This is a genomic window from Limosilactobacillus ingluviei DSM 15946 (assembly GCF_001435775.1).
GTDB lineage: Bacteria > Bacillota > Bacilli > Lactobacillales > Lactobacillaceae > Limosilactobacillus > Limosilactobacillus ingluviei.
On the sequence record NZ_AZFK01000042.1, the window covers coordinates 83,733 to 105,729 of the forward strand.

The window sequence follows — 21,997 nt, forward strand, 5'->3', positions numbered from 1 at the left end:
AAAAGAATGAAAAAGAAAAAAGTACCGATGCGCAAAGATATTGTTACTGGTGAGATGATGCCTAAGCGGCAGTTGATCCGGGTCGTAAAGAATAAGGAAGGTGAGGTTTCGCTGGATCCAACTGGTAAGAAGCCTGGCCGTGGGGCCTACGTGGGCATCGATGTGGCGATTGCTGAACGGGCCAAGCGCGAAAAGACCTTTGATAAGGTCTTCGGGGTCACGCTAAACCCTGACTTTTACGATGAATTAATTCAGTACGCTGATCACCAAGCGGCCCGCCAAAAGCTGTTTGGCAATGAATAATCAGCTCAAAATCCTCAACCTCTTAGGCCTGGCTCGCCGGGCCGGCCAAATCACCACGGGCGAAGGCGCAGTGATTAAGGGCTTACGAGCCCACCAAGTCAAATTGGTTTTTCTGGCGCAAGACGCCGGCGCGGCCACGACTAAAAAGGTCACTGACAAGGCGCAAACCTATGGCGCCCCCGTTTGCCAATTGTTTACCAAGCAAGAATTAAGCGGGGCAATTGGTCAAGCCCGGACGGTAATTGGGATCAAGCAGGTGGGGTTTGCAAACCAGTTTCAAAAACTACTTAATCAATAATCAAAAGGGAGCGTGAACCTATGGCTAAGGAACGAATTTACGAATTGGCAAAGGAACTCAAAATGCCAAGCAAGGACCTGGTCAAGCTGGCGAATGATCACGGAATGGCGGTGAAAAGCCACATGTCTTCTGTGACGCCGGATCAAGCCAAGCAACTGCGCAGCTTGATGCAACCAGCCGCTAAGCCAACCCCCAAGTCGACGCCAAAACCAGCCTCAACCAAGCCAACGGCAAAGGCTGATCAACCAAAGAAGGCCAAACATGATGGGGCGGCCAAGGGTGGTCACGATAAGAAAGCCAACAACGGTGGCAACAACAATGGGGTTCACTGGTTTGGCAACAAGAACGGGAAGAAAAACAAAAAGGGCAAGAAGAACCGGCAAAACCAACGGATGAAAAATATTCAACCGAAGCAACCAACCCAACGCAAGGATAAGCCGCTCCCAGACGTATTAGAATACACGGATGGGATGAACGCCCAAGACTTGGCTAAAGTCTTACACCGGCCAGCCGCAGAAATTGTCAAGAAGCTCTTTATGCTGGGGGTTATGGTGAACCAAAACCAATCCCTGGAAAAGGACACGATTGAAATCCTGGCGGCCGATTACGGAATTGAAGCAAAGGAAAAGGTCCAAGAAGATATCGCTGACTTGGATCGGTTCTTTGACGTGGCGGATCAAGATGAAGCTAAATTAGTTTCGCGGCCACCGGTTGTGACGGTTATGGGTCACGTTGACCACGGGAAGACGACCTTGTTGGACAACATTCGTCACTCCCACGTGACGGCCCAAGAAGCCGGGGGGATTACGCAGGCCATCGGGGCGTACCAAGTTAATTACAACGACCAAGTGATTACTTTCTTGGACACGCCGGGGCACGCGGCCTTCTCTGAAATGCGGGCTCGGGGGGCTAACATCACCGACATTACGGTCTTAGTGGTCGCAGCTGACGACGGGGTAATGCCGCAAACGATCGAAGCCATCAACCACGCCAAAGCAGCCGAAACGCCAATTATTGTGGCGGTCAACAAGGTTGATAAGCCCGGCGCTAACCCTGACAACGTGACGACCCAACTGACGGAATACGGTTTGATTCCGGAAGACTGGGGTGGTGACACGATCTTTGTTCAAATTTCCGCGAAGTTTGGGAAGAACATTGATGAGCTGTTGGACATGATTCTGCTGCAAGCCGAAATGTTGGAATTAAAGGCCAACCCCGACCAACGGGCCGTCGGGACGGTGGTCGAAGCCCAATTGGACCAAGGCCGCGGCCCTGTGGCGACCCTCTTGGTTCAACAAGGGACGTTACACGTCGGGGACCCAATCGTGGTCGGCAATACCTTTGGTCGGGTGCGGACGATGACCAACGAAAATGGGCGGCGGATCAAGGAAGCCACGCCATCGACGCCGGTGGAAATTACCGGGTTAAACGCCGTCCCAGAAGCCGGGGATCGTTTTGTGGTCTTTGAAGATGAAAAGACGGCCCGGGCGGCCGGGGAAGAACGGGCTAAGCGGGCGCAAGACGAAGAACGGGCCCGGACCAGCCACGTTACCTTGGATAACCTGTTTGCCACGATGCAAAAGGGCCAAATGAAGTCCTTGCCGATCATTATCAAGGCTGACGTCCAAGGGTCCGTCGAAGCATTGGCCCAAAGTCTGCAAAAGATCAAGGTTGACGGGGTCCGGGTGGACATTATTCACAAGGCCGTTGGGGCGATCAATGAATCTGACGTGACCCTGGCCGAAGCCTCCAACGCCGTTATCATTGGCTTTAATGTTCGCCCAACGCCAAATGCCAAGAGCGAAGCAGATGCCAACCAAATCGACATTCGGTTGCACCGGGTGATCTACAAGGCGATTGAAGAAGTCGAAGACGCCATGAAGGGGATGCTTGAACCGGTTTACGAAGAAGAGACGATCGGGCAAGTTGAAGTGCGGCAGATTTACAAGGCTTCCAAGATCGGGACGATTGCCGGTGGGATGGTCACGTCCGGGAAGATTACGCGCGATGCCAAGGTGCGCTTAGTGCGTGATGGGGTCGTGATCTACGATGGCGAACTGGGCAGCTTGAAGCGCTTCAAGGATGATGTCAAGGAAGTCAAGCAGGGCTACGAATGTGGTTTGACGATTCAAAACTACAACGACATCAAGGAAATGGATGTTATCGAAGCTTACCAAATGAAAGAAGTACCGGTTGAATAATTGACCAGTGAATCACTTTGAAATGAAGGGAGGCAGCTTATGCCAAACAAACGTTACCGGGCAGAACGCTTGGCGCAATTGATCCAGCGTGAAGTGGACGATATTTTGTTAAAGCGGGTCCGGGATCCCCGGGTCCAAGACGTCACGATTACCGGGGTGGATGTGACCGGTGATTTGCAACAAGCGACGATTTATTATAGCTTGTTGTCTGACAAGGCTTCCGTAAACGAAAAAGCGCAAGCCGGGTTGGATAAGGCGACCGGCTTAGTACGGAGTGAATTGGGACCGCGCTTGAACATCTTTAAAGTGCCCCAGATTCGGTTTGAAAAAGATGCTTCCGTTGCATACGGCAATCGCATTGATGAGTTGCTGCGGGAATTGCACCGGAAAAACGAGCTCTAATTAACTTATTCAGGCGGTGCTGACGCGGGTTGGCACCGCCTTTTGCTTAAGCGAAAGGAAGAATGAGATGGACGGAATTATTCCACTGTATAAAGAACGCGGCATGACCAGCTTTGATGCCGTAAGTCGGTTGCGCCGCATTTTACATGAAAAAAAGATTGGCCATTCGGGGACCTTGGATCCCGAGGTGGCCGGGGTATTGCCAATTTGTGTGGGCAAAGCAACGAAGCTGGTTGACCTGTTGATGGCCTCAGGAAAACAATACGCCGGTGAGCTGTTAATCGGCCAAGCGACGGAGACGGAGGATCTAACTGGTAAAGTCATCGCTACGGCTCCGGTGACGGCCCCGATTCCGGCCGCCACGATTGAAGCGGCGATGCAAAAAATGGTGGGGCCGCTGACCCAAATTCCACCGATGTATTCGGCGGTGAAAGTGAACGGTAAGCGTCTGTATGAATATGCCCGGGCGGGCGAAACCGTTGAACGCCCCAAGCGGCAAGTGACGATTACCAGTTTTAAGTTGACGGCGACATCGTATGATCCGGCTACCCAAACCCAACGGGTCCGCTTCATCGTGGATTGTTCCAAGGGGACCTACGTCCGCACCTTGGTGGTGGATCTGGCGAAAGCCTTGGGCTACCCGGGAACGATGGCCAGCTTAACCCGGTTAAAAAGCGGAGGGTTTGAACTGGACCAAACCTTGAGCTTGGCTGATGTCCAAGATCAGATGAGTGCTCAATTACTAAATCTCTATCCGTTGGCCTACGCGGTGCGTGACTGGCCCGCCCACGAATTGACGCCGGAACAGTGGCAAACGGTAAAGCACGGGGGCTGGTTGCCCCAGGCCAGTCTTGACCAACGGCCCGCGCAAGTGGCATTATTTTATCAACAGCGGCTGCGGGCCTTGTACCAACTAAAGGGGACGGTCTACAAGCCATTGAAGATGATTGATTTAGACGAGGATTAAGCAATGGAAGTATACCGAATTCATCATCCCTTGCAAACTGATCAATTGCCAGCGGGACCGGTGGTCTTGGCAATGGGTTTTTTTGATGGGGTTCACCGGGGCCATCAGGCGGTGATCCAACGCGCGCAAGTTGAAGCGCGGCAACGAAATTTGCCGCTGGCGGTTTTGACCTATGACAAGTTGCCGGGGATTGTCTACTCAGCTTTTCCGGCGGGCGTCCATTATCTAACCACGCCGGAGCGTAAATTAGAATTGCTGGCGCAACAAGGGGTTGACCGGGTCTACCTAGTCGATTTTACGGCGCGGTTTGGGGCCCTCTCCCCGCAAGCCTTTGTGGATCAATACTTAGTGGCCATGGGGGCGGTAGTCGTTGTTGCGGGCTTTGATCACACTTATGGGCCCAAGGATGTGGCGACCATGGCCCGCCTGCCCTTTTATGCGGCAGGGCGCTTTAAAGTAATTGAAGTGACCGAACAAAGTGCGGGGGCGGAAAAAATCAGCTCAACTCGAATCCGCCACCTGATTGATGAAGGGCAAGTGCAAGAAGCGAATGCTTTGCTGGGGTATCATTACCAAACGACGGGCATTGTCGTCCATGGCTTTGCCCGCGGACGGACTTTAGGCTTTCCGACCGCTAACGTGGCTTGGAATCCGGCGGAGCGCTTGCCAAGCGTCGGGGTGTATGCGGTCCGCTTTTGGGTTGATGGCCACTGGTACCCAGGCATGGCCAGCGTGGGCTATAACGTGACCTTTGGCGAGCATAATCAAAAGACCATTGAGGTCTACCTCTTTGACTTTGCGGCCAATATTTATGGTGAGCACGTGAAAGTCGAATGGGTACAACGATTGCGTGGCGAAGAGAAATTTGCTGACGTGGCCGGGCTGGTGGCACAATTGCACGCGGATGAACGCGCGGCCCGCCAAATTTTAGCTTAAATTTATTAACCGGGAGGGCGTAATCGCTGATGTGGTGGCGCCCTCCCGGTTGTCGTTCAGGGGATTAATTGAATCTTAAGCAAAGCACCATAAAGTGGTTAGAATTTTAGGGTTTAATGGGGATAAAACCAGTTAAGGGGATGACAGGATGGAGAATTTAATTGTCCAAAAGTTTAGTGGTAAGGTCATGCAAGACGTGACGACCCGCCAATTGGCAATCCGTCAGGTAAAAGAAGTCCTCGCGACGGGCCACCGGGTAATTGCGGTGGTTTCGGCCCCTAAGGGACCCGCCCAACCGTATGCAACGGCCAGCCTGGAAAAGTTGGTAGGGGGTGACTTTAGTGCTTTACAACCGCGTGAATTAGCCCAGTTGGTCGGCACGGGGGAAGTGATTGCGATGTCCTTGATGGTCAACGAAATGCGTCAGCAAGGCTTAAACGTGGTAGGGCTAACCGGGCCGCAAGCGGGGATCTATACTAATGATCATTATCAAAAAGCCCAAATTGCGCGCTTGGATAAGCAACCAATTGAACAGGCCTTTTCGTCTGATGCGCAGGTCGTCGTGGTGGCCGGCTTTCAAGGCCAAAATGCGGCGGGACAATTAACAACCCTGGAAGTGGGCGGCTCGGACATTACGGCGGCGGTCTTAGCGGCAGCTTTTGGGGCCCAACGGTTGGATTTGTTTGTCGATGTGAGTCCGGCGAAGTCACTGCGGTTAAAGCAAGTCGCGGGGCCGACGTTAACGACGACTTTGACCTATCAACAATTGGCGCATTCGGCCGGGGCGCAGGTAATCCATCCCCAAGCGCTGAGTATTGCCCAGCAAGCGGCTTTGCCATTACGCTTGCAACTGGTCAATCGCCAAGGTGAAGCCACCTGGACGATTGTGAAACCCGCTTAAACCAAACGCCCAGCTTTCATGGTGGTGAAGGCTGGGCGTTTATAGTCTATTAATGCCGCTTACTACGGTGGCTGGCAGTCCCTTTGATCTTGTGCACTTGGGTTTTAAAGTGCGGGTGGGAATCGGTGTCTAATTTAAAGTGGCGCAACTTCCCGGGAAAGGGCCGCCCGCTAAAGCGAATCCCCGACCACGATTGCATCGCTGCCGTCATCGTTTGCAAGCCCGTCAACAGTTTGGGATCGCCGGCTTGTTCGGCGGCGGTTTTGATGTCGGTTTGCAGCCGGGTCAGTAAATTCAGGTGGTAGGTCAGTAATTCTTGGGTGAGGGGGGCATTACGGTATTGATTAAAGAGCTTTTGAATCAGCTCCATGGCCTCGACGGCACTTTGGGGCTTGATATAGCGCGCTTTTTCTTGTGACATAAAATTTCTCCAAATACTTTGACTTTTGTTGACTTTTACCGGTGAGGTTGGTATATTATTAATTGTGTTTAGCACTTAGCAACCAAGAGTGCTAAAAGGAAGTGATGAGATGCTAACACAACGGCAAGAGTTGATCCTCCAGGCGATTGTACGTCAGTTCACCGTCACTGGTCAACCGGTCGGCTCCAAGCTTTTGGCGGAGGTATTGCCTTTTAAAGTCAGTTCGGCGACGATTCGTAATGAAATGGTGGTCCTCGAACATGAAGGGCTGGTGAAAAAGGAACATTCTTCTTCGGGACGGGTGCCCTCCAAGCAGGGGTATCGCTATTATGTTGATCACCTCTTGGATCCAGCGATGATTTCCGCAACGGATTCGGCAATGATTCACAATTCCTTGGGGACGGAATTCCAAAAGATTGATGAAATTGTTTCCCATTCGGCAGAGATTTTATCCAACTTGACGTCATATACCGCGTTTACCCTGAAGCCCGAACAGCAAAATGTGCGGTTGAGTGGGTTTCGATTGGTGGACCTGGGGAATTCCCGCGTCTTGGGGATTTTAGTGACGGATAGTGGCGAAGTTGAAAGCCAATCCTTTACGATTCCCAAACGCGTTGATCCAGAAGCGTTGGAAGCAGTGATCCGCTTGATTAATGATCAGTTGGTGGGCTTGCCACTGACTGAAGTGGTCAAGCGCCTCAATCAAGACATTCCAGTGCAGCTGACCCAGTATTTGGCACAGCCAGAAGGGTTCTTGCGGATCTTTGATACGGTGGTGAACCGGGCTGCCGGCGAGCGCTTTTACGTTGGCGGCCGGTTTAATCTCTTGGGAATGGACGAGCATAAGGATGGCAAAGCGATGAAGGCGATTTATGAATTGCTGGACCAAAGTGAGCGTTTGTCGTCAATGATTGATCTGGATACCGCGGGTGATGAGGTAACCGTCAAGATTGGTTCGGAAATCGCCAAGGATAAGCTGTTAGATGACTATGCGCTGATCACGGCGAAGTATCAGGTTGATCAATATGGGGAAGGCATCATTGCCGTCTTAGGGCCGGCGCAAATGTCATATGCCCGCACGATTGGGTTGGTGGATGCCTTTCGCCATGAACTTGCAAAACGGTTGTTAAACTACTATCATCATTACTATGATTCCTAGGAGGGGTTAGATGGCAGAAGAAAAGCAAGCGGCACAACAATCCGCCGCTCAAGCAGCAGAGACTGCGGCGCAAGCCGAGGAAGCAACGACCGAAGCGCAAGCCGCATCCGCAGAAGAGCAACAAACGGACTTGGCCAAGCAAGTGGCAGACTTACAAGCACAGATCGCGGAAAAAGACGACCAGTACTTGCGGGCCCAAGCTGAAATTCAAAACATGACCAAGCGTTTTGCCAAGGAACGCGAAGGACTGTTAAAATACGATGGGCAAGACCTCGCCAAGGGGATTTTGCCGGTCTTAGATAATTTGAAGCGGGCTTTGGAAATTGAAGTGACCGACGAAAGCGGCCAACAATTGAAAAAGGGCATTCAAATGGTTCACGATCACCTGGAAAAAGCTTTGCAGGACCATGGGGTAACAGAAATCGACGCGCTTAACAAGCCGTTTGATCCCCAAACCTCCCAAGCGGTTCAAACAGTACCGGTTGCGGATGGTCAAACACCGGACACGGTAGTCCAAGTCCTGCAAGCGGGCTACGTGTTAAAGGACCGGGTACTCCGGCCCGCCATGGTGATTGTTGCACAATAATTTTAGAAAAAAGAAGGTAAGAAAATGGCAAGTAACAAGATTATCGGGATTGACCTCGGGACGACCAATTCTGCCGTTGCCGTAATGGAAGGTAACGAACCAAAGATTATTACCAACCCTGAAGGGGGCCGGACGACCCCGTCCGTAGTTTCCTTTAAGAACGGGGAAGTTCAAGTTGGGGAAGTGGCCAAGCGCCAAGCAATTACCAACCCGAACACGATTAAGTCGATCAAGAGCCACATGGGTGAAGCCGGCTACACGGTTGACATTGAAGGGAAGCAATACACGCCGCAAGAAATTTCAGCGATGATTTTGCAATACCTGAAGAAGTATGCCGAAGACTACATTGGCGACACGGTTACGCAAGCTGTCATCACGGTGCCAGCCTACTTTAACGATGCTCAACGGCAAGCAACGAAGGATGCCGGGAAGATTGCCGGTTTGGACGTGAAGCGGATCATTAACGAACCAACTGCTTCATCGTTGGCTTACGGCTTAGACAAGCAAGAAAAAGATGAAAAGATCCTGGTTTACGACCTTGGTGGGGGGACGTTTGACGTTTCCATCCTTGAATTAGGGGACGGGGTCTTCCAAGTCTTGTCCACGAACGGGGACACGCACCTTGGTGGGGACGACTTTGACCAAAAGATCATGGATTGGCTGGTCGCTGAATTTAAGGCTGAAAACGGGATTGACCTGTCCCAAGACAAGATGGCCTTGCAACGGCTGAAGGATGCCGCTGAAAAGGCAAAGAAGGATCTGTCCGGGGTGCAAGAAGCGCAAATCAGCCTGCCATTTATCACGTCTGGTGAAAATGGCCCCCTGCACTTGGAAAAGACGTTGACCCGGGCTCAATTCAACCAACTGACGAACGATCTGGTGGAACGGACCAAGCAACCAGTCCTCAACGCGATGAAGGATGCGGACTTGACCTTCGCTGACATCGATGAAGTGATCTTAAACGGTGGTTCAACGCGGATTCCAGCCGTACAAGAAATGGTAAAGGAATTGACGGGCAAGGAACCAAACCACTCCATCAACCCAGACGAAGCCGTGGCCTTAGGGGCTGCCGTTCAAGGTGGGGTCCTGACCGGGGACGTTAAAGACGTGGTTCTGCTGGACGTTACGCCACTGTCCCTGGGGATTGAAACCATGGGTGGGGTTTTCACGAAGTTGATTGACCGCAACACCACGATTCCAACTTCCAAGAGTCAAATCTTCTCCACGGCCGCTGATAACCAACCAGCCGTTGATATCCATGTTCTGCAAGGGGAACGGCCGATGGCAGCGGACAACAAGACGCTGGGGAACTTCCAATTGACGGATATTCCGCCTGCACCACGTGGGGTGCCACAAATCAAGGTGACCTTTGATATCGACAAGAACGGGATTGTAAATGTTTCGGCCGAAGACCAAGGGACGCACAAGAAGCAAAACATTACGATTAAGTCCAACTCCGGCTTATCCGACGAAGAAATCGAACGGATGAAGAAGGATGCCGAAGCCAACGCCGAAGCCGACAAGAAGAAGAAGGAAGAAGCCGATGTTCGCAACGAAACGGATCAACTGCTCTTCCAAACCGACAAGACCTTAAAGGAATTGGACGGTAAGGTTTCCGCTGACGAAATTCAAAAGGCCAAGGACGCCAAGGAAGAATTACAAAAGGCCAAGGATGCCAACGACATTGAAGCCATGAAGGCCAAGAAGGATGACTTAAACAAGATTATCCAAGACTTGACGGTTAAGCTTTACCAACAAGCCCAAGAACAAAACGGGGCAGCGGGGCAAGGCAACCCAACTTCTGGCAATGACAATGGGCAAGGCAACAACGATAGCAAGACGGTTGATGGTGATTTTGAAGAAGTCAACCCAGACCAAAAGTAAGCTGGTGACCGGCTAGGCAAAAGAGGTTGAGTAGCTACCCAACCTCTTTTGTGAGTTATCAAGTTGTGGTGCGAGGACCAGCGGAATTGATCACAGCAAAGTTGAAGGGGAAAAAGCATGGCAGAGAAAGATTACTACGACATTTTGGGCGTCAAAAAGGATGCTTCGGACGCTGAAATTAAGCGGGCTTACCGGAAATTAGCGGCGAAGTACCACCCGGATGTCAATCATGAACCAGGGGCGGAACAAAAGTTTAAAGACATTAATGAAGCTTACGAAACGCTGAGTGATGCCCAAAAGCGGTCCCAATACGATCAGTTTGGCTCCGCTGGCCCCCAAGGGGGCTTTGGCGGACAAGGCTTTGGGCAAGGCTTTGGCGGTGCGCAAGGGTTTGGTGATTTTTCTGATCTCTTTGGGGACCTCTTTGGCGGTGGCCGGCGGCGCGATCCGCGGGCGCCACAACAAGGGCGTGATCTGCAATACACGATGACCCTGGAATTTATGGACGCGATCAAGGGGAAGGCAACGACGATCAAGTACAATCGTGATGCCCAATGCGACGTTTGTCACGGAACTGGGGCCAAGCCGGGCAAGAGTCCGGTCACTTGTCACCAATGTGGCGGCCAAGGCTACATCTTGCACCAACGGCAAACGATGATGGGGATGATGCAATCCCAAGAAGTTTGTCCGACTTGTCATGGGACCGGTCAGGAAGTCCAACCGGGGGACCAATGTACCAAGTGTCATGGCGCAGGTCACGTGAGTGAACGGCATGAATTAAAGGTGAAGGTGCCAGCTGGGGTTGACGATGGCCAACAAATGCGCTTGCAAGGCCAAGGGGAAGTTGGCCAAAACGGTGGCCCGTACGGGGACTTATACATTGTCTTTCGGGTGACGCCAAGTCGGGACTTCCGGCGGGATGGCACGACGATTTATGTCGACCAAGACATTTCGTTTACCCAAGCGGCCCTTGGTGACAAAATCAAGGTTAAGACCGTCCACGGTGATGTTGATTTAAAGATTCCGGCCGGGACGGAATCCGAAACCAACTTCCGCTTGCGGGGGAAAGGGGTGCCATTTGTCAACGGGAAAGGGGTCGGTGATGAACACGTTACCGTCCACGTTAAGACACCGCAAAACCTCAACAAGCGGCAAAAAGAAGCCTTATTGGCCTTTGCGGCGGCTTCTGGTGAAGACGTGAAGGGTTACAAAGGCGGTTTCTTTGATAAGCTGCGCGATGCCTTTGATGACTAAATTTGAATTGGGGACTGGACTTAACCGGTCCCTTTTTCTTTGTCCGTTAAATTTTGGTATACTAAATAGTTAGAAAATGCGATAAGAAAGTGAGCCTGGTGAAATGGATTTAGCAGCAATGAAGGAACGCCAAAAACGGATCCGCAATTTTTCGATTGTCGCCCACATTGATCATGGGAAATCGACCTTAGCAGACCGGATTTTGGAAATGACGGATACAATCAGTAAGCGGGAAATGAAAAATCAGATCCTGGATGACATGCCATTAGAGCGGGAACGGGGGATTACGATCAAGTTAAACGCGGTGGCGTTAACTTACCATGCCAAAGATGGCCAGGATTATATTTTCCACTTGATTGACACCCCCGGGCACGTCGACTTCTCGTATGAGGTATCACGTTCGTTAGCCGCTTGTGAGGGGGCCCTGTTAGTGGTGGACTCAACACAAGGGGTCGAAGCCCAGACCCTGGCCAATGTCTATTTGGCCCTTGATAATGACCTGGCAATTTTGCCGATTATCAATAAGGTGGACTTGCCCTCCGCTGATCCGGCAGGGACGCGGCAACAAATTGAAGATGAAATCGGGTTGGAAACGGATGAAGCCGTCGATATTAGTGCGAAGACCGGGGTCGGAGTCGCCGAAGTCTTAGAAAAAATTGTCCATGACGTCCCGGCACCGACGAGCGACTTGGCCGCGCCGCTGAAAGCCTTGATTTTTGATTCGAAGTATGATGACTACCGCGGGGTGGTCTTATCGATCCGGGTCTTTGAAGGGACCGTTAAGAAGGGGGATCGGATCAAATTAATGAACAGCGGGGCTGAATACGAAGTGGCGGAAGTGGGGATCAACTCCCCTAAGCCCCTGGCGCGGGATGTCTTGATGGCAGGAGACGTCGGTTACATTACGGCCGCGATTAAAGACATTAAAGACACCCAAGTTGGGGATACCGTGACGTCAGCCGCCCAGCCAACCAGTGACGCTTTGGCTGGTTACCGCCAGATGACGCCCATGGTTTATGCCGGGCTGTACCCGACGGATAACGCCAAGTTTAATGACTTGCGGGAAGCCCTGGAAAAATTACAACTAAACGATGCGGCACTGACCTTTGAACCCGAATCTTCGCAGGCCTTGGGCTTTGGGTTCCGGTGCGGTTTTTTGGGCTTATTGCACATGGATGTGGTCCAAGAACGGCTGGAGCGGGAATTTGATTTGGATTTGATTACGACGGCGCCTTCGGTAACCTACCACGTTGACCTGCATGATCAGACCACCAAGGCGGTGGAAAATCCTGCGGAAATGCCCGATGTGTCAGCAATTAAGGACATTAAAGAACCCTATGTCAAAGCCTCAATCATGGTGCCCAATGATTACGTGGGGGCGGTGATGGAATTGTGCCAACGCAAGCGGGGCCAATTTGATACGATGGAATACCTGAGTGATACCCGGGTCAACGTAATTTACCATATTCCGCTGGCCGAAATTATCTATGATTTCTTTGACAAATTGAAGTCCAGTACCCACGGGTATGCCTCCCTGGATTACGAAGTGGATGATTACCTGGAAAGTGACCTGGTCAAAATCGATATTCTGTTGAATGGGGACCGGGTCGATGCCTTGAGCTTCATTACTCACCGCGACTTTGCGGCCGAACGAGGGCGCGAAATTGCGGCCAAGTTAAAGAAGATTATTCCGCGGCAAAACTTTGAAATTCCAATTCAAGCGGCAATTGGGTCCAAGATTATTGCCCGGACGACGATCAAAGCTTACCGTAAGGACGTTACGGCCCGGATCCACACGGGGGATCCGGACCGGCGGGCCAAGCTGCTAGACAAGCAAAAACGGGGCAAGAAGCGGATGAAGGCCGTCGGCAAGGTCGAAATTCCTCAGAAAGCCTTTATGGCGGTCTTGCAAACCGACGAAGAAGTCGAAGGCAAGTAAACGCCCACCCCTAATATCGGAAACAAGAAGCGGTGGCCCCAAAGCGCGGGCGGCCGCTTTCATCGTTGCTTAGTGAGAGGAAATATGACACGAATTGAACGTTTACAACAACAATTACCAACCCTGTACCTCGACGCCTTGTTAGTTACCGATGCGACGAATATCTTTTATTTAACCGGCTTTTCGTTAACGGCAGGGGATGGCGCCTTACTGGTTACGGCGACCCAGGCCATCTTGGTGACTGATGATCGCTATACACAAGCACTGCGGGAGTTTGCGACGACGGAAGTGACCGGATTGATTACCCGCGATTACTACGGCAGCATTAATGAACTTTTGGAAAAACAGGACTTAATGGTCCTGGGTTTTGAAACCAGTTTGAGCTATGAAGTCTACGACCAGCTGGATGAATTAATGACGGCGGATTTGGTGCCGTGCCGGGGCCTGATTGAACAAGCGCGGGCCGAAAAGGACAGTCGTGAAGTGGCTAAGTTACGGGCGGCCGCGCACCTGCACGATCAGGCCTTCGAGTATTTGCTTGGGATCTTGCAACCCGGGCTGAGTGAACAAGCAGTGGCGAACCGGTTGGACTTTTGGATGAAGGAACATGGGGCCACGGCCGCCTCCTTTCCGCCGATTGTGGCTTCGGGGCCGAATGCGGCCAAACCCCATGCGACCGTCTCGCCGCGCAAAATTGCCGCTGGGGATGTGGTGACGCTTGATTTTGGCTATTGGGTTGATGGTTATACCGCGGATTTGACCCGGACGGTGGCCGTGGGGGAACCCGATTTTGAATTTAAAGCGGTCTATGAATTGGTAAACCAAGCTCGCCAAGCGGTGATTGAAAAAATCGCGGCGGGTGCCAATGGGGCCGCTCTGGATGCCGCCGGGCGGCAGTTGATTGAAGCGGCGGGGTACGGTGATGAATTTCAGCATGGCATGGGCCACGGGATTGGCTTAACGGTGCATGAATTACCGGCCAGCTATGGCCCAGCAACCACGCAAGTACGCTTAAAGCACAACCAAGTCATTACCGTTGAACCCGGCATTTATTTACCGGGCTTGTTTGGGGTTCGAATTGAAGATGACGTTTTGGTAACGCATGGTGGTCATGAAGTGCTGACCCATGCCCCCACGGAATTGCTGGTGCTCAAATAGCGAAGCATGAGTTGATTTTTAGTGGGATCTAGTGCACAATAAAATAGATATAGTGCGAACTTCTGGCTGTTCCAAAAGCTTCGCCGTTCACGGAAAGTGAATTGATAATAAATGGAGGATTTAAGCATGGCAGAAGATTCAACCATTATCTTGAATGCGAACGACCAGGCCCTGGGCGAAATTCAAATTGCGCCCCGTGTCTTGGAATTTATCGCTGGGATTGCCGCCAGCCAAATTGAAGGCGTCGCCCGGATGCACGGCTCCTTTGCCAATAACGTTGGCGAATTACTAGGGCGTTCGGACCACCGGCGGGGGGTCAAAGTAACCGTTAAAGACGATCAGTTGACCTTGGACGTGGCCGTTTACTTAACCTACGGGGCCGCGGTACCCAAGGTAGCGGCTCAGATTCAAGACCGGGTGAAGCAACAGATTGCACTGATGACCGACCTGACCGTAACCGAAGTCAATGTCCACGTGCAAGGCATCATCACGGAAAAGGAAGCCCAAGCCTTTGACCCTGATAACTTATTTGAACAAGAAGAAAGTAATGGTGAAGAGTAGTGAGTTTTAGTCGGCACCGGATTCGGGTAGCAGCCTTTCAAGCCTTGTTTGCTTTAGCAACTACCCCGGATGCAGAGAAGAGTGAATTGTACCAAGAAGTTTTGCCCTTGAAAGAAGGCGAAAGTGCCCCCGCTTTTTTAAGCGAATTAGTCGAGGGGGTTCTGGCTCACCAAGCGGAATTGGATGCGCTGATTGAAGCCCACTTGGCAGCGGGTTGGAGTCTGGCCCGGCTGGCCCGGCCCAACCTGGTGATTTTACGGTTAGCAACCTTTGAACTGCGCTACAATTCAACGGTTCCTGCGGCAGTCGTAATCAATGAAGCCTTGCAATTGGCCAAGGATTTCAGCGATGAACCGTCGCGGAAGTTTATTAATGGGATCCTGGGCAGTTTGGAAAAGGAAATGCCCCAGGATTAACAAATTGCGTTTAGTGACGAGGTTTTTGCGAAGAGTACGCAGGCCTCGTCTTTTTGCTAGCGAAAGGGGATTGGACACATGGCAACTTTAATTGATGGTAAGCGCCTCGCTCAGCTGGAAAATGATAAGACGGCGCGCCGGGTCGCCGCCTTGCGCGCAAGCGGGATCACCCCCGGCTTAGCCGTAATTTTGGTGGGGGACGACCCGGCCAGCCAGGTTTACGTACGCAGCAAACAACGAAAAGCGCGGGAATTAGGGATTTACTCGGTGCAAACCACCTTACCGGCCACGGCGCAACAAGCCGAGGTGGCAGCCGTCATTGATGCTTATAACCACGATGAGCGGATTCATGCGATCCTGGTCCAATCGCCATTGCCGGCGCATTTGGATGAACAAGCGTTAGTTGCCATGATCGACCCGGCTAAGGACGTGGATGGTTTTCATCCCTTGAATGTGGGGAAGCTGTACAATCATTTGCCAGGGCATTACCCGGTGGCCTGCACCCCGCGGGGGATCATTACGATGCTTGATACGTTGAATTTTGAATACGCGGGCGCGCGGGCCGTGATTGTGGGGCGCAGTATTTTAGTTGGCCGGCCCCTGCAAGCCTTACTGGTGAACCGTAATGCGACAGTAACGATGATTGGCCGCCGGACCAAGGCGGCGGCGGCCTTGATGAAGACGGCGGATCTGTTAGTCGTCGCCGCGGGGCAATCACAACTGGTAACGGCCGCGATGGTTAAACCCGGCGCCGTCGTGATTGATGTCGGGATCAACCGCTTGGCGGATGGCCATTTGGTTGGCGACGTGGACTTTGCGGCCGTTGAACCTCTCGCCCAAGCCATCACCCCTGTTCCGGGTGGTGTCGGCCCGATGACGATTGCCAGTTTGATGACCCAAACGGTCGATCTAGCGGAATGGAGTCAGACCGATGCCTAAGGATCAACCATTAACCGTGGGCCAATTGACCCGCTACATTAACCGGAAGTTTGAAGCGGATCCCTACTTGAACAGCCGGCATTTATGGTTGGTGGGGGAATTGACGGATTACCGTCCTTCCAGTCGCCACCAGTACTTTGCCCTCAAAGACGATGATGAAACGTTGGCTGCCAAGGATCGGTTTAAGATCAAGGCCGTCATGTTTCAGAGTGCGTTTGCGAAGGTTCATGTCCAATTAGAAAACGGAATGAAGGTCTTGGTTCGGGGCCGGGTCGCTGTTTACCCCAACCACGGGGAGTACCAGTTTTATGTGGATCACCTCGAACCGGTTGGGGTCGGGAGCTTACAAGTGGCCTTTGAGCAAATGTACCACAAATTAAGCCAGGAAGGCTTGTTTGAGCGACCGAAACGGCCAGTGCGGCTGTTTCCCCGGCGCGTGGCGATCGTAACCAGTAATGATGCGGCCGTTAAGCACGATTTGATCACCACCTTTCGCCGGCGCAATCCCTTGATCCAGTTGGTTTTTTATGCCACGAAGGTCCAAGGGGACGACGCGGCGCCAATGATTGCGCGCCAAATTGCGCGGGCCAACGCGGATGGCGATTACGATACCCTGATTGTTGCCCGCGGTGGGGGTTCGCGGGGGGACCTTTGGGCGTTTAATGAAGAAGTGGTTGGCCGCGCAATTGCGGAATCGCAAATTCCGGTGATTTCATCCGTGGGGCATGAAACGGATACGACGATTGCCGACTTGGCCGCTGATCAGCGCGCGGCGACGCCAACTGCGGCAGCGGTGCAAGCGTCGGCCTGGCTATTGACGGATGTCAAAGCGGAGTTGAAAAACCAGCAAGCCAATTTGGTTTGGAGCGTCCAGACCAAATTACAAATGGCTACGCAAGCACTGACGACGTTAAGGCAGACTTCCCCGTTGGCACAGCCCGCGCGGCTGTTGGAACGCCCCAGTCAGCAATTAGATGATGCCCAAACCGCCTTGCGGCAAGCGCAGGCCCAACGCTTGCAACGGGCGCAACAGCAATTAACCAGGCTGCTCAACCAGCTTCAGTTGGTATCACCACAGAATAATTTAAAGCGCAATCAGCTAGAGTTAACGCACCAGCAAACCGCCCTGCGCCAAGCGATGCACGCGCGGCTGCAAAGCGCGCAACAAGCACTAGCCCAAGCCGCCGGCCAGTTGGATGCCCTCAGTCCCTTGAAGGTCTTGCACCGGGGGTACAGCTACGTTACGAAGGCTGCGCAAGTGGTCAGTGCGCAGAATTTGGCGCCGGGTGATCAGTTGGAATTGCATTTTTACGATGGGCAAGCAACGGTAACGGTCGAAGAAATTCGAAAGGAAACAGAAAATGGCAACTAAACAGGCAGATGCAACTTTTGAAGAACAAATGGCCCAATTACAAACGATTGTGGGCCACCTCCAGAACGGTCAATTAAGTTTGGACGATTCCATTAAGGAATTTCAGACGGGGATGCAATTGGCGCAAGCGATGCAAACGCAGTTGGATCACGCGCAAGCAACGTTAGCCCAATTAGTGGACGAAAATGGGAATATGCAAGCCGCCGAACAAGCTGGTGACGATTTAAGCAACAATGGCGTGCAAAACCAGGGTTACCGGTCTGAGTTTGCCCGGCCTGAAACGGATTAAGGGAGGAAACCTGTGCATAAGCTTTCAGAATTACAAACCCTGATCAATGACTACTTAGCAGCGCATTTGGCGGTCGATGTCGATCAACCCCAATTGCAAGCGGCAATGGCCTACTCCCTGTTGGCGGGTGGCAAACGGTTGCGGCCCGCCCTGACTTTGGGGGTGGCTGAACTGTTGGGCCAGGAATTAACCCCCGCGGTGGTCAAGGCCGCATGTGCCGTCGAATTATTACACACTTATTCTTTGATTCATGATGATTTGCCGGCAATGGATAACGATGATTTACGGCGGGGGGTGCCGACGAACCACAAAAAATTTGGGGCCGGGATGGCAACCTTAGCCGGGGATGGTTTGTTAACGTTGGCCTTTACTTGGTTGACGGAAAACGAGCTGCCCCTGACCACGCAGGTGCAACTGGTGAAGAGTTTGGCGCGGGCCGCGGGACCAGCTGGCATGGTGGCGGGGCAAGCGAAGGACATTGAGGGCGAAAAAGAAGAGCTGACCTTGGGCCAGTTACAAACGGTTCACGCCCAAAAGACCGGGGCTTTACTGGCTTACGCGGTCGTGGCCGGTGGGATGATTGCCCAAGCCACCCCGCAGGTAATTGGCGACCTGTTCGCCTTCGGTAAGGCCTATGGATTGGCCTTTCAAATCCAGGATGATTTGTTGGATGTGACCGCAACCAGTGCGGAAGTTGGCAAGGAAGTTCACCGGGATGCGGCCGCGCACAAAAATACCTACCCGGGACTGTTAGGATTGGCCGGGGCCCAAGCGGCCTTAGCCCAAGCCTTGACCACGGCGCGGCAGGCGCGGGACGCCCTCGGGGCCCAATTAGCGGTGCAACCACAGATTTTAGATGAATTTTTAGCTTATTTTGAGAGGTAAGGGATGGAAAAAGAGCGCGTTGATGTATTACTGGTAAAACAAGGGTTATTTGATTCCCGCGAACAAGCCAAGCGGGCGGTCATGGCCGGGGAAGTCTTGGGGCAAAATAATGAACGCTTGGATAAGGCGGGTCAAAAAATTCCGGTCACCACGACTTTGCACCTAAAGGGCAAGAAAATGCCGTATGTAAGTCGTGGGGGGTTAAAACTGGCAAAGGCGCTGCAAGTCTTTGGGCTTTCGGTGGCTGGTTTAACCGTCTTAGACATTGGCTCTTCGACGGGTGGCTTTACCGATGTGATGTTGCAAAATGGGGCCAAATTAAGTTATGCCTTAGACGTGGGGACGAATCAATTGGTCTGGCAACTGCGCGATGATCCCCGGGTCGAGGTCATGGAGCAAACTAATTTCCGTTATTCCAAACTAGCGGATTTCCACCGGGGCCAACCAGAGTTCGCTTCAATTGACGTTTCCTTTATCTCCTTGAGTTTGATTTTGCCGCCGCTCGCGGAAATTTTAAAGCCCGCCGGCAAAGTCGTTGCTTTGATTAAACCCCAGTTTGAAGCGGGCAAAGAAAAGGTGGGCAAGCATGGGATTATTAAGGATCCTGCCGTTCACCAGGAAGTAATTGAGCACGTCTTTGCTTTTACTACGGCAGCGGGTTTTGCCGTTGAACAGCTGGACTTTTCGCCGATTAAAGGTGGTCAGGGCAACATCGAATTTTTAGCCCAGTTGGCCTTGGTGGGGCCAGCCCAAGCCCACGTGGCGCCCACGATTGATATTGCAGCGGTAGTGGCGGCCGCCCAGACGGAGCTGAACGCCAAAAAATAAATTCGGTAGGGGAAGCCGAGCGATTAGAGGAGTGAGTGATGAAATGAAGAAAACCAACCGGCAAGCGGAAATTAAGCAAATTATTGAACAGCACGCGGTAGAACGCCAAGAAGATTTGGTGACTTTGTTGGGGGAAGTCGGGATTACCGTTACCCAGGCGACCATTTCACGCGATATTAAGGAGTTAAAGTTAATCAAGGTGCCGACGGCGGACGGTGGGTATCGTTACAGTATGCCAACCAAGAAGTCGGAAAATGAAGATGCCCAACTGCAAAAGGCAATTCAGACCTATTTACAGGTCTTAAAAAAGTCCGACCGGTTCTTGTCCTTGACGATGCACCCGGGACATGGCCCGGTGGTGGCAATGCTAATTAACCGGTTGGAATTCCCGGAAGTCTTTACGGCGATTGGCGATGATATGACGGTGTTAGTGGTTTGCCAATCGGCCACGGCGGCGGATCAATTTGCGGCAACGTTGGAACAAATGAGGTAGAGCAATGTTACAAGAGCTGACGATTGATAACTTAGCGATTATTAATCATTTGACCTTAGCCTTTGATGACCAGATGACGGTCTTAACGGGGGAAACCGGGGCCGGCAAGTCAATTATCATTGATGCGGTGGGGTTGTTGGCCGGGAGCCGCGGCTCAACTGATTTTATTCGCCGGGGCGCGGATAAACTGACCCTGCAAGGGCAATTTACGGTCCCGGAAAACCCCCAGGCATTGGCGCGATTGGATGAATATGGCATTGACCATGCCGATGGGACCCTGATTATTTCCCGTGAAATTCACCAAAGCGGGCGCAATACGATCCGGGTAAACGGGACCTTGGTAAATACCACGATTCTCAAAGCGATTGGGGCGGGCCTGGTTGACATTCAAGGCCAAAATGAACATCAGCTCTTAATGCAACCCGAAAATCATTTAACCATGCTCGACCAGTTTGCTGGAGCCCCGGTTAAACCATTGTTAAGCGCGTACCAAACCGCCTATGCGGAATATCAGCAACTAAAGGCGGCCGTAGAGCGCAAAAAAGAAAATGAACAGCAATGGGCGCAACGGTTGGATATGTTGCGGTACCAAGTTGAAGAAATTGAAGCGGCGGCCCTCAAACCCGATGAAGAAGCCAGTTTGGAAGCGGAGCGGGACCGGCTGGTGCATTTCCAGCAGATTAACAATGCCTTGGCGATGGTCACGGCCCGCTTGAATGGGGAGGATGGGGCCCCCGTGTTAGATCAGGTCGCCGAAATGATGAATGACGTCGAAGCGATCAGTGCCTTTGACCCAGCCTTTAAAGATCTCGCCCAGGGGTTAGCGGATGCCTACTACTCACTGCAAGATGCTGCTGACTCCGCTAGCCGGGCGTTGGATGGGTTAGAATTTGATCAGGGGCGCCTGGAGCAAATCGAAAATCGCCTGACGCTGATTGGGGATTTAGAGCACAAGTACGGTGACCGCTTGCCAGATGTGCTGGCTTACTACGAACAAATTAAAGCGGAATTAGATGAGATGGAGCAAGTGGCCGATTCCGACAGTGATCAAGAGGCTCGTTTGCAAGCGACCACCAGTGAATTGACGCAGTTGGGTCAGCAACTGACGGAAGTGCGTAAGCAGGCCGCGCAACGGTTGGAAAAACAAGTCCAGCACCAACTACGGGAACTGTACATGGAACGGGCGGTTTTTACGGTCCACTTTGCCCCGGTGGCTAAGCAGCATTTTCGGGCTGATGGTCAAGACGACGTTGAATTTTACATCCAGACTAATCCGGGCGAACGGATGGGGCCCTTAGCTAAGATTGCTTCCGGCGGGGAACTGTCACGGGTAATGTTAGCCCTGAAGACGATTTTTGCCCAAGGCGAAGGGGTGACCAGCATCATTTTTGATGAGGTGGATACCGGAGTCAGCGGCCGGGTAGCGCAAGCAATTGCCGATAAAATCAAAGTCATTGCCCAAAAATCGCAGGTGCTTTGTATCAGCCACTTGCCGCAGGTGGCGGCGGTAGCCCAGCACCATTTTCTGATTCAAAAACAGGTCCACAATGAGCGGACAACGACTTCAGTGACCCCTCTGCAAGCTGCGCAACGAATCGATGAGTTGGCCCGGATGTTGGCGGGCGACACAATCACTAAGCTGACGCGCGAACACGCCAAGGAACTATTGGCGATGGAGCAAAAAAAATAACAAGCAAAATGGCGTTACCCTTAGCCCAAGCGAGCCAAGGATAACGCCATTTGTTTTTGGGGTTCTTCGTCAACTGGTACTGATGAACTTTTAGAAGAATAATTGGTCTACCCCC

General features: G+C 52.3%; 23 protein-coding genes. 22 read left to right on the forward strand and 1 reads right to left on the reverse strand.

Going from position 1 to position 21,997, the window contains the following annotated elements:
- Positions 1-6 precede the first annotated feature (6 nt).
- From rnpM to FC43_RS05945, 7 genes are all read left to right on the forward strand, one after another.
- The gene (gene rnpM / locus FC43_RS05915) at positions 7-303 is read left to right on the forward strand and encodes an RNase P modulator RnpM (protein WP_040469722.1); all 297 of its coding nucleotides are present in this window, start codon (positions 7-9) and stop codon (positions 301-303) included.
- Positions 296-601 carry a L7Ae/L30e/S12e/Gadd45 family ribosomal protein gene (locus FC43_RS05920; RefSeq protein ID WP_019205852.1) on the forward strand — a complete coding sequence of 102 codons (306 nt, stop codon included), beginning with the start codon at positions 296-298 and terminating at the stop codon, positions 599-601. Before rnpM ends, FC43_RS05920 begins: the two co-directional genes overlap by 8 nt.
- 20 nt (positions 602-621) lie before the next feature.
- Positions 622-2,802 (forward strand): translation initiation factor IF-2, encoded by a 2,181-nt coding sequence (gene infB, locus FC43_RS05925; protein ID WP_056954883.1) that lies wholly within the window; start codon positions 622-624, stop codon positions 2,800-2,802.
- Between the two features lie 39 nt (positions 2,803-2,841).
- Complete coding sequence (gene rbfA / locus FC43_RS05930; protein ID WP_019205850.1) at positions 2,842-3,204, forward strand: 30S ribosome-binding factor RbfA; 363 nt, start codon at positions 2,842-2,844, stop codon at positions 3,202-3,204.
- Positions 3,205-3,271: 67 nt separating this feature from the next.
- Positions 3,272-4,171, forward strand: coding sequence for a tRNA pseudouridine(55) synthase TruB (truB, locus tag FC43_RS05935; RefSeq protein WP_056954885.1), 900 nt, complete (start codon positions 3,272-3,274; stop codon positions 4,169-4,171).
- A gap of 3 nt (positions 4,172-4,174) precedes the next feature.
- On the forward strand, positions 4,175-5,107 hold the full coding sequence (gene ribF / locus FC43_RS05940) for a riboflavin biosynthesis protein RibF (protein WP_056954887.1): 933 nt from the start codon (positions 4,175-4,177) through the stop codon (positions 5,105-5,107).
- 148 nt (positions 5,108-5,255) lie between these two features.
- Positions 5,256-6,008 carry an amino acid kinase family protein gene (locus FC43_RS05945; protein ID WP_056954889.1) on the forward strand — a complete coding sequence of 251 codons (753 nt, stop codon included), beginning with the start codon at positions 5,256-5,258 and terminating at the stop codon, positions 6,006-6,008.
- 49 nt (positions 6,009-6,057) lie between these two features.
- On the opposite strand, the gene FC43_RS05950 is transcribed toward FC43_RS05945, so the two are convergent.
- Complete coding sequence (locus FC43_RS05950) at positions 6,058-6,429, reverse strand: hypothetical protein (protein ID WP_019205846.1); 372 nt, start codon at positions 6,427-6,429, stop codon at positions 6,058-6,060.
- A 109-nt stretch (positions 6,430-6,538) separates the two neighbouring features.
- Between FC43_RS05950 and hrcA the strand changes: the two genes are divergently transcribed.
- The 15 genes from hrcA (at position 6,539) to recN (ending at position 21,882) form a co-directional block, all read left to right on the forward strand.
- Entirely contained in the window at positions 6,539-7,588 is a 1,050-nt protein-coding gene (hrcA, locus tag FC43_RS05955) for a heat-inducible transcriptional repressor HrcA (RefSeq protein ID WP_056954891.1), read from the forward strand.
- A 10-nt stretch (positions 7,589-7,598) separates the two neighbouring features.
- Positions 7,599-8,174, forward strand: a complete 576-nt coding sequence (gene grpE / locus FC43_RS05960) for a nucleotide exchange factor GrpE (protein ID WP_056954893.1) — start codon at positions 7,599-7,601, stop codon at positions 8,172-8,174.
- A 24-nt stretch (positions 8,175-8,198) separates the two neighbouring features.
- The gene (dnaK, locus tag FC43_RS05965) at positions 8,199-10,058 is read left to right on the forward strand and encodes a molecular chaperone DnaK (protein ID WP_056954895.1); all 1,860 of its coding nucleotides are present in this window, start codon (positions 8,199-8,201) and stop codon (positions 10,056-10,058) included.
- Positions 10,059-10,175: 117 nt separating this feature from the next.
- Positions 10,176-11,312: a molecular chaperone DnaJ gene (gene dnaJ, locus FC43_RS05970; protein ID WP_019205842.1), complete on the forward strand. Its 1,137-nt coding sequence runs from the start codon at positions 10,176-10,178 to the stop codon at positions 11,310-11,312.
- A gap of 103 nt (positions 11,313-11,415) precedes the next feature.
- On the forward strand, positions 11,416-13,251 hold the full coding sequence (gene lepA, locus FC43_RS05975; protein WP_056954897.1) for a translation elongation factor 4: 1,836 nt from the start codon (positions 11,416-11,418) through the stop codon (positions 13,249-13,251).
- A gap of 84 nt (positions 13,252-13,335) precedes the next feature.
- On the forward strand, positions 13,336-14,409 hold the full coding sequence (locus tag FC43_RS05980) for a M24 family metallopeptidase (RefSeq protein WP_056954900.1): 1,074 nt from the start codon (positions 13,336-13,338) through the stop codon (positions 14,407-14,409).
- Positions 14,410-14,535: 126 nt separating this feature from the next.
- Positions 14,536-14,970 carry an Asp23/Gls24 family envelope stress response protein gene (locus FC43_RS05985; RefSeq protein WP_019205839.1) on the forward strand — a complete coding sequence of 145 codons (435 nt, stop codon included), beginning with the start codon at positions 14,536-14,538 and terminating at the stop codon, positions 14,968-14,970.
- Positions 14,970-15,386, forward strand: coding sequence for a transcription antitermination factor NusB (gene nusB, locus FC43_RS05990; RefSeq protein WP_056954903.1), 417 nt, complete (start codon positions 14,970-14,972; stop codon positions 15,384-15,386). Before FC43_RS05985 ends, nusB begins: the two co-directional genes overlap by 1 nt.
- Positions 15,387-15,464: 78 nt before the next feature.
- Positions 15,465-16,325: a bifunctional 5,10-methylenetetrahydrofolate dehydrogenase/5,10-methenyltetrahydrofolate cyclohydrolase gene (locus tag FC43_RS05995; RefSeq protein WP_056954905.1), complete on the forward strand. Its 861-nt coding sequence runs from the start codon at positions 15,465-15,467 to the stop codon at positions 16,323-16,325.
- Positions 16,318-17,697, forward strand: a complete 1,380-nt coding sequence (gene xseA / locus FC43_RS06000) for an exodeoxyribonuclease VII large subunit (RefSeq protein WP_056954907.1) — start codon at positions 16,318-16,320, stop codon at positions 17,695-17,697. The genes FC43_RS05995 and xseA overlap by 8 nt, the downstream gene beginning before the upstream one ends.
- Positions 17,687-17,986: an exodeoxyribonuclease VII small subunit gene (locus tag FC43_RS06005; RefSeq protein WP_019205835.1), complete on the forward strand. Its 300-nt coding sequence runs from the start codon at positions 17,687-17,689 to the stop codon at positions 17,984-17,986. The genes xseA and FC43_RS06005 overlap by 11 nt, the downstream gene beginning before the upstream one ends.
- 12 nt (positions 17,987-17,998) lie before the next feature.
- Positions 17,999-18,871 (forward strand): polyprenyl synthetase family protein, encoded by an 873-nt coding sequence (locus FC43_RS06010; protein WP_056954909.1) that lies wholly within the window; start codon positions 17,999-18,001, stop codon positions 18,869-18,871.
- Between the two features lie 3 nt (positions 18,872-18,874).
- Positions 18,875-19,699, forward strand: a complete 825-nt coding sequence (locus tag FC43_RS06015) for a TlyA family RNA methyltransferase (RefSeq protein ID WP_056954911.1) — start codon at positions 18,875-18,877, stop codon at positions 19,697-19,699.
- Between the two features lie 43 nt (positions 19,700-19,742).
- Positions 19,743-20,192 carry an arginine repressor gene (locus FC43_RS06020; protein ID WP_019205832.1) on the forward strand — a complete coding sequence of 150 codons (450 nt, stop codon included), beginning with the start codon at positions 19,743-19,745 and terminating at the stop codon, positions 20,190-20,192.
- A 4-nt stretch (positions 20,193-20,196) separates the two neighbouring features.
- On the forward strand, positions 20,197-21,882 hold the full coding sequence (recN, locus tag FC43_RS06025) for a DNA repair protein RecN (RefSeq protein WP_056954913.1): 1,686 nt from the start codon (positions 20,197-20,199) through the stop codon (positions 21,880-21,882).
- Positions 21,883-21,997: the final 115 nt, after the last annotated feature.

Bases quoted from the DNA above. Each gene is read 5' to 3' on its own strand.
- rnpM (WP_040469722.1), top strand. From the start codon at position 7: ATGAAAAAGAAAAAAGTACCGATGCGCAAAGATATTGTTACTGGTGAG.
- FC43_RS05920 (WP_019205852.1), top strand. From the start codon at position 296: ATGAATAATCAGCTCAAAATCCTCAACCTCTTAGGCCTGGCTCGCCGG.
- infB (WP_056954883.1), top strand. From the start codon at position 622: ATGGCTAAGGAACGAATTTACGAATTGGCAAAGGAACTCAAAATGCCA.
- rbfA (WP_019205850.1), top strand. From the start codon at position 2,842: ATGCCAAACAAACGTTACCGGGCAGAACGCTTGGCGCAATTGATCCAG.
- truB (WP_056954885.1), top strand. From the start codon at position 3,272: ATGGACGGAATTATTCCACTGTATAAAGAACGCGGCATGACCAGCTTT.
- ribF (WP_056954887.1), top strand. From the start codon at position 4,175: ATGGAAGTATACCGAATTCATCATCCCTTGCAAACTGATCAATTGCCA.
- FC43_RS05945 (WP_056954889.1), top strand. From the start codon at position 5,256: ATGGAGAATTTAATTGTCCAAAAGTTTAGTGGTAAGGTCATGCAAGAC.
- FC43_RS05950 (WP_019205846.1), bottom strand. From the start codon at position 6,429: ATGTCACAAGAAAAAGCGCGCTATATCAAGCCCCAAAGTGCCGTCGAG.
- hrcA (WP_056954891.1), top strand. From the start codon at position 6,539: ATGCTAACACAACGGCAAGAGTTGATCCTCCAGGCGATTGTACGTCAG.
- grpE (WP_056954893.1), top strand. From the start codon at position 7,599: ATGGCAGAAGAAAAGCAAGCGGCACAACAATCCGCCGCTCAAGCAGCA.
- dnaK (WP_056954895.1), top strand. From the start codon at position 8,199: ATGGCAAGTAACAAGATTATCGGGATTGACCTCGGGACGACCAATTCT.
- dnaJ (WP_019205842.1), top strand. From the start codon at position 10,176: ATGGCAGAGAAAGATTACTACGACATTTTGGGCGTCAAAAAGGATGCT.
- lepA (WP_056954897.1), top strand. From the start codon at position 11,416: ATGGATTTAGCAGCAATGAAGGAACGCCAAAAACGGATCCGCAATTTT.
- FC43_RS05980 (WP_056954900.1), top strand. From the start codon at position 13,336: ATGACACGAATTGAACGTTTACAACAACAATTACCAACCCTGTACCTC.
- FC43_RS05985 (WP_019205839.1), top strand. From the start codon at position 14,536: ATGGCAGAAGATTCAACCATTATCTTGAATGCGAACGACCAGGCCCTG.
- FC43_RS05995 (WP_056954905.1), top strand. From the start codon at position 15,465: ATGGCAACTTTAATTGATGGTAAGCGCCTCGCTCAGCTGGAAAATGAT.
- xseA (WP_056954907.1), top strand. From the start codon at position 16,318: ATGCCTAAGGATCAACCATTAACCGTGGGCCAATTGACCCGCTACATT.
- FC43_RS06005 (WP_019205835.1), top strand. From the start codon at position 17,687: ATGGCAACTAAACAGGCAGATGCAACTTTTGAAGAACAAATGGCCCAA.
- FC43_RS06015 (WP_056954911.1), top strand. From the start codon at position 18,875: ATGGAAAAAGAGCGCGTTGATGTATTACTGGTAAAACAAGGGTTATTT.
- FC43_RS06020 (WP_019205832.1), top strand. From the start codon at position 19,743: ATGAAGAAAACCAACCGGCAAGCGGAAATTAAGCAAATTATTGAACAG.
- recN (WP_056954913.1), top strand. From the start codon at position 20,197: ATGTTACAAGAGCTGACGATTGATAACTTAGCGATTATTAATCATTTG.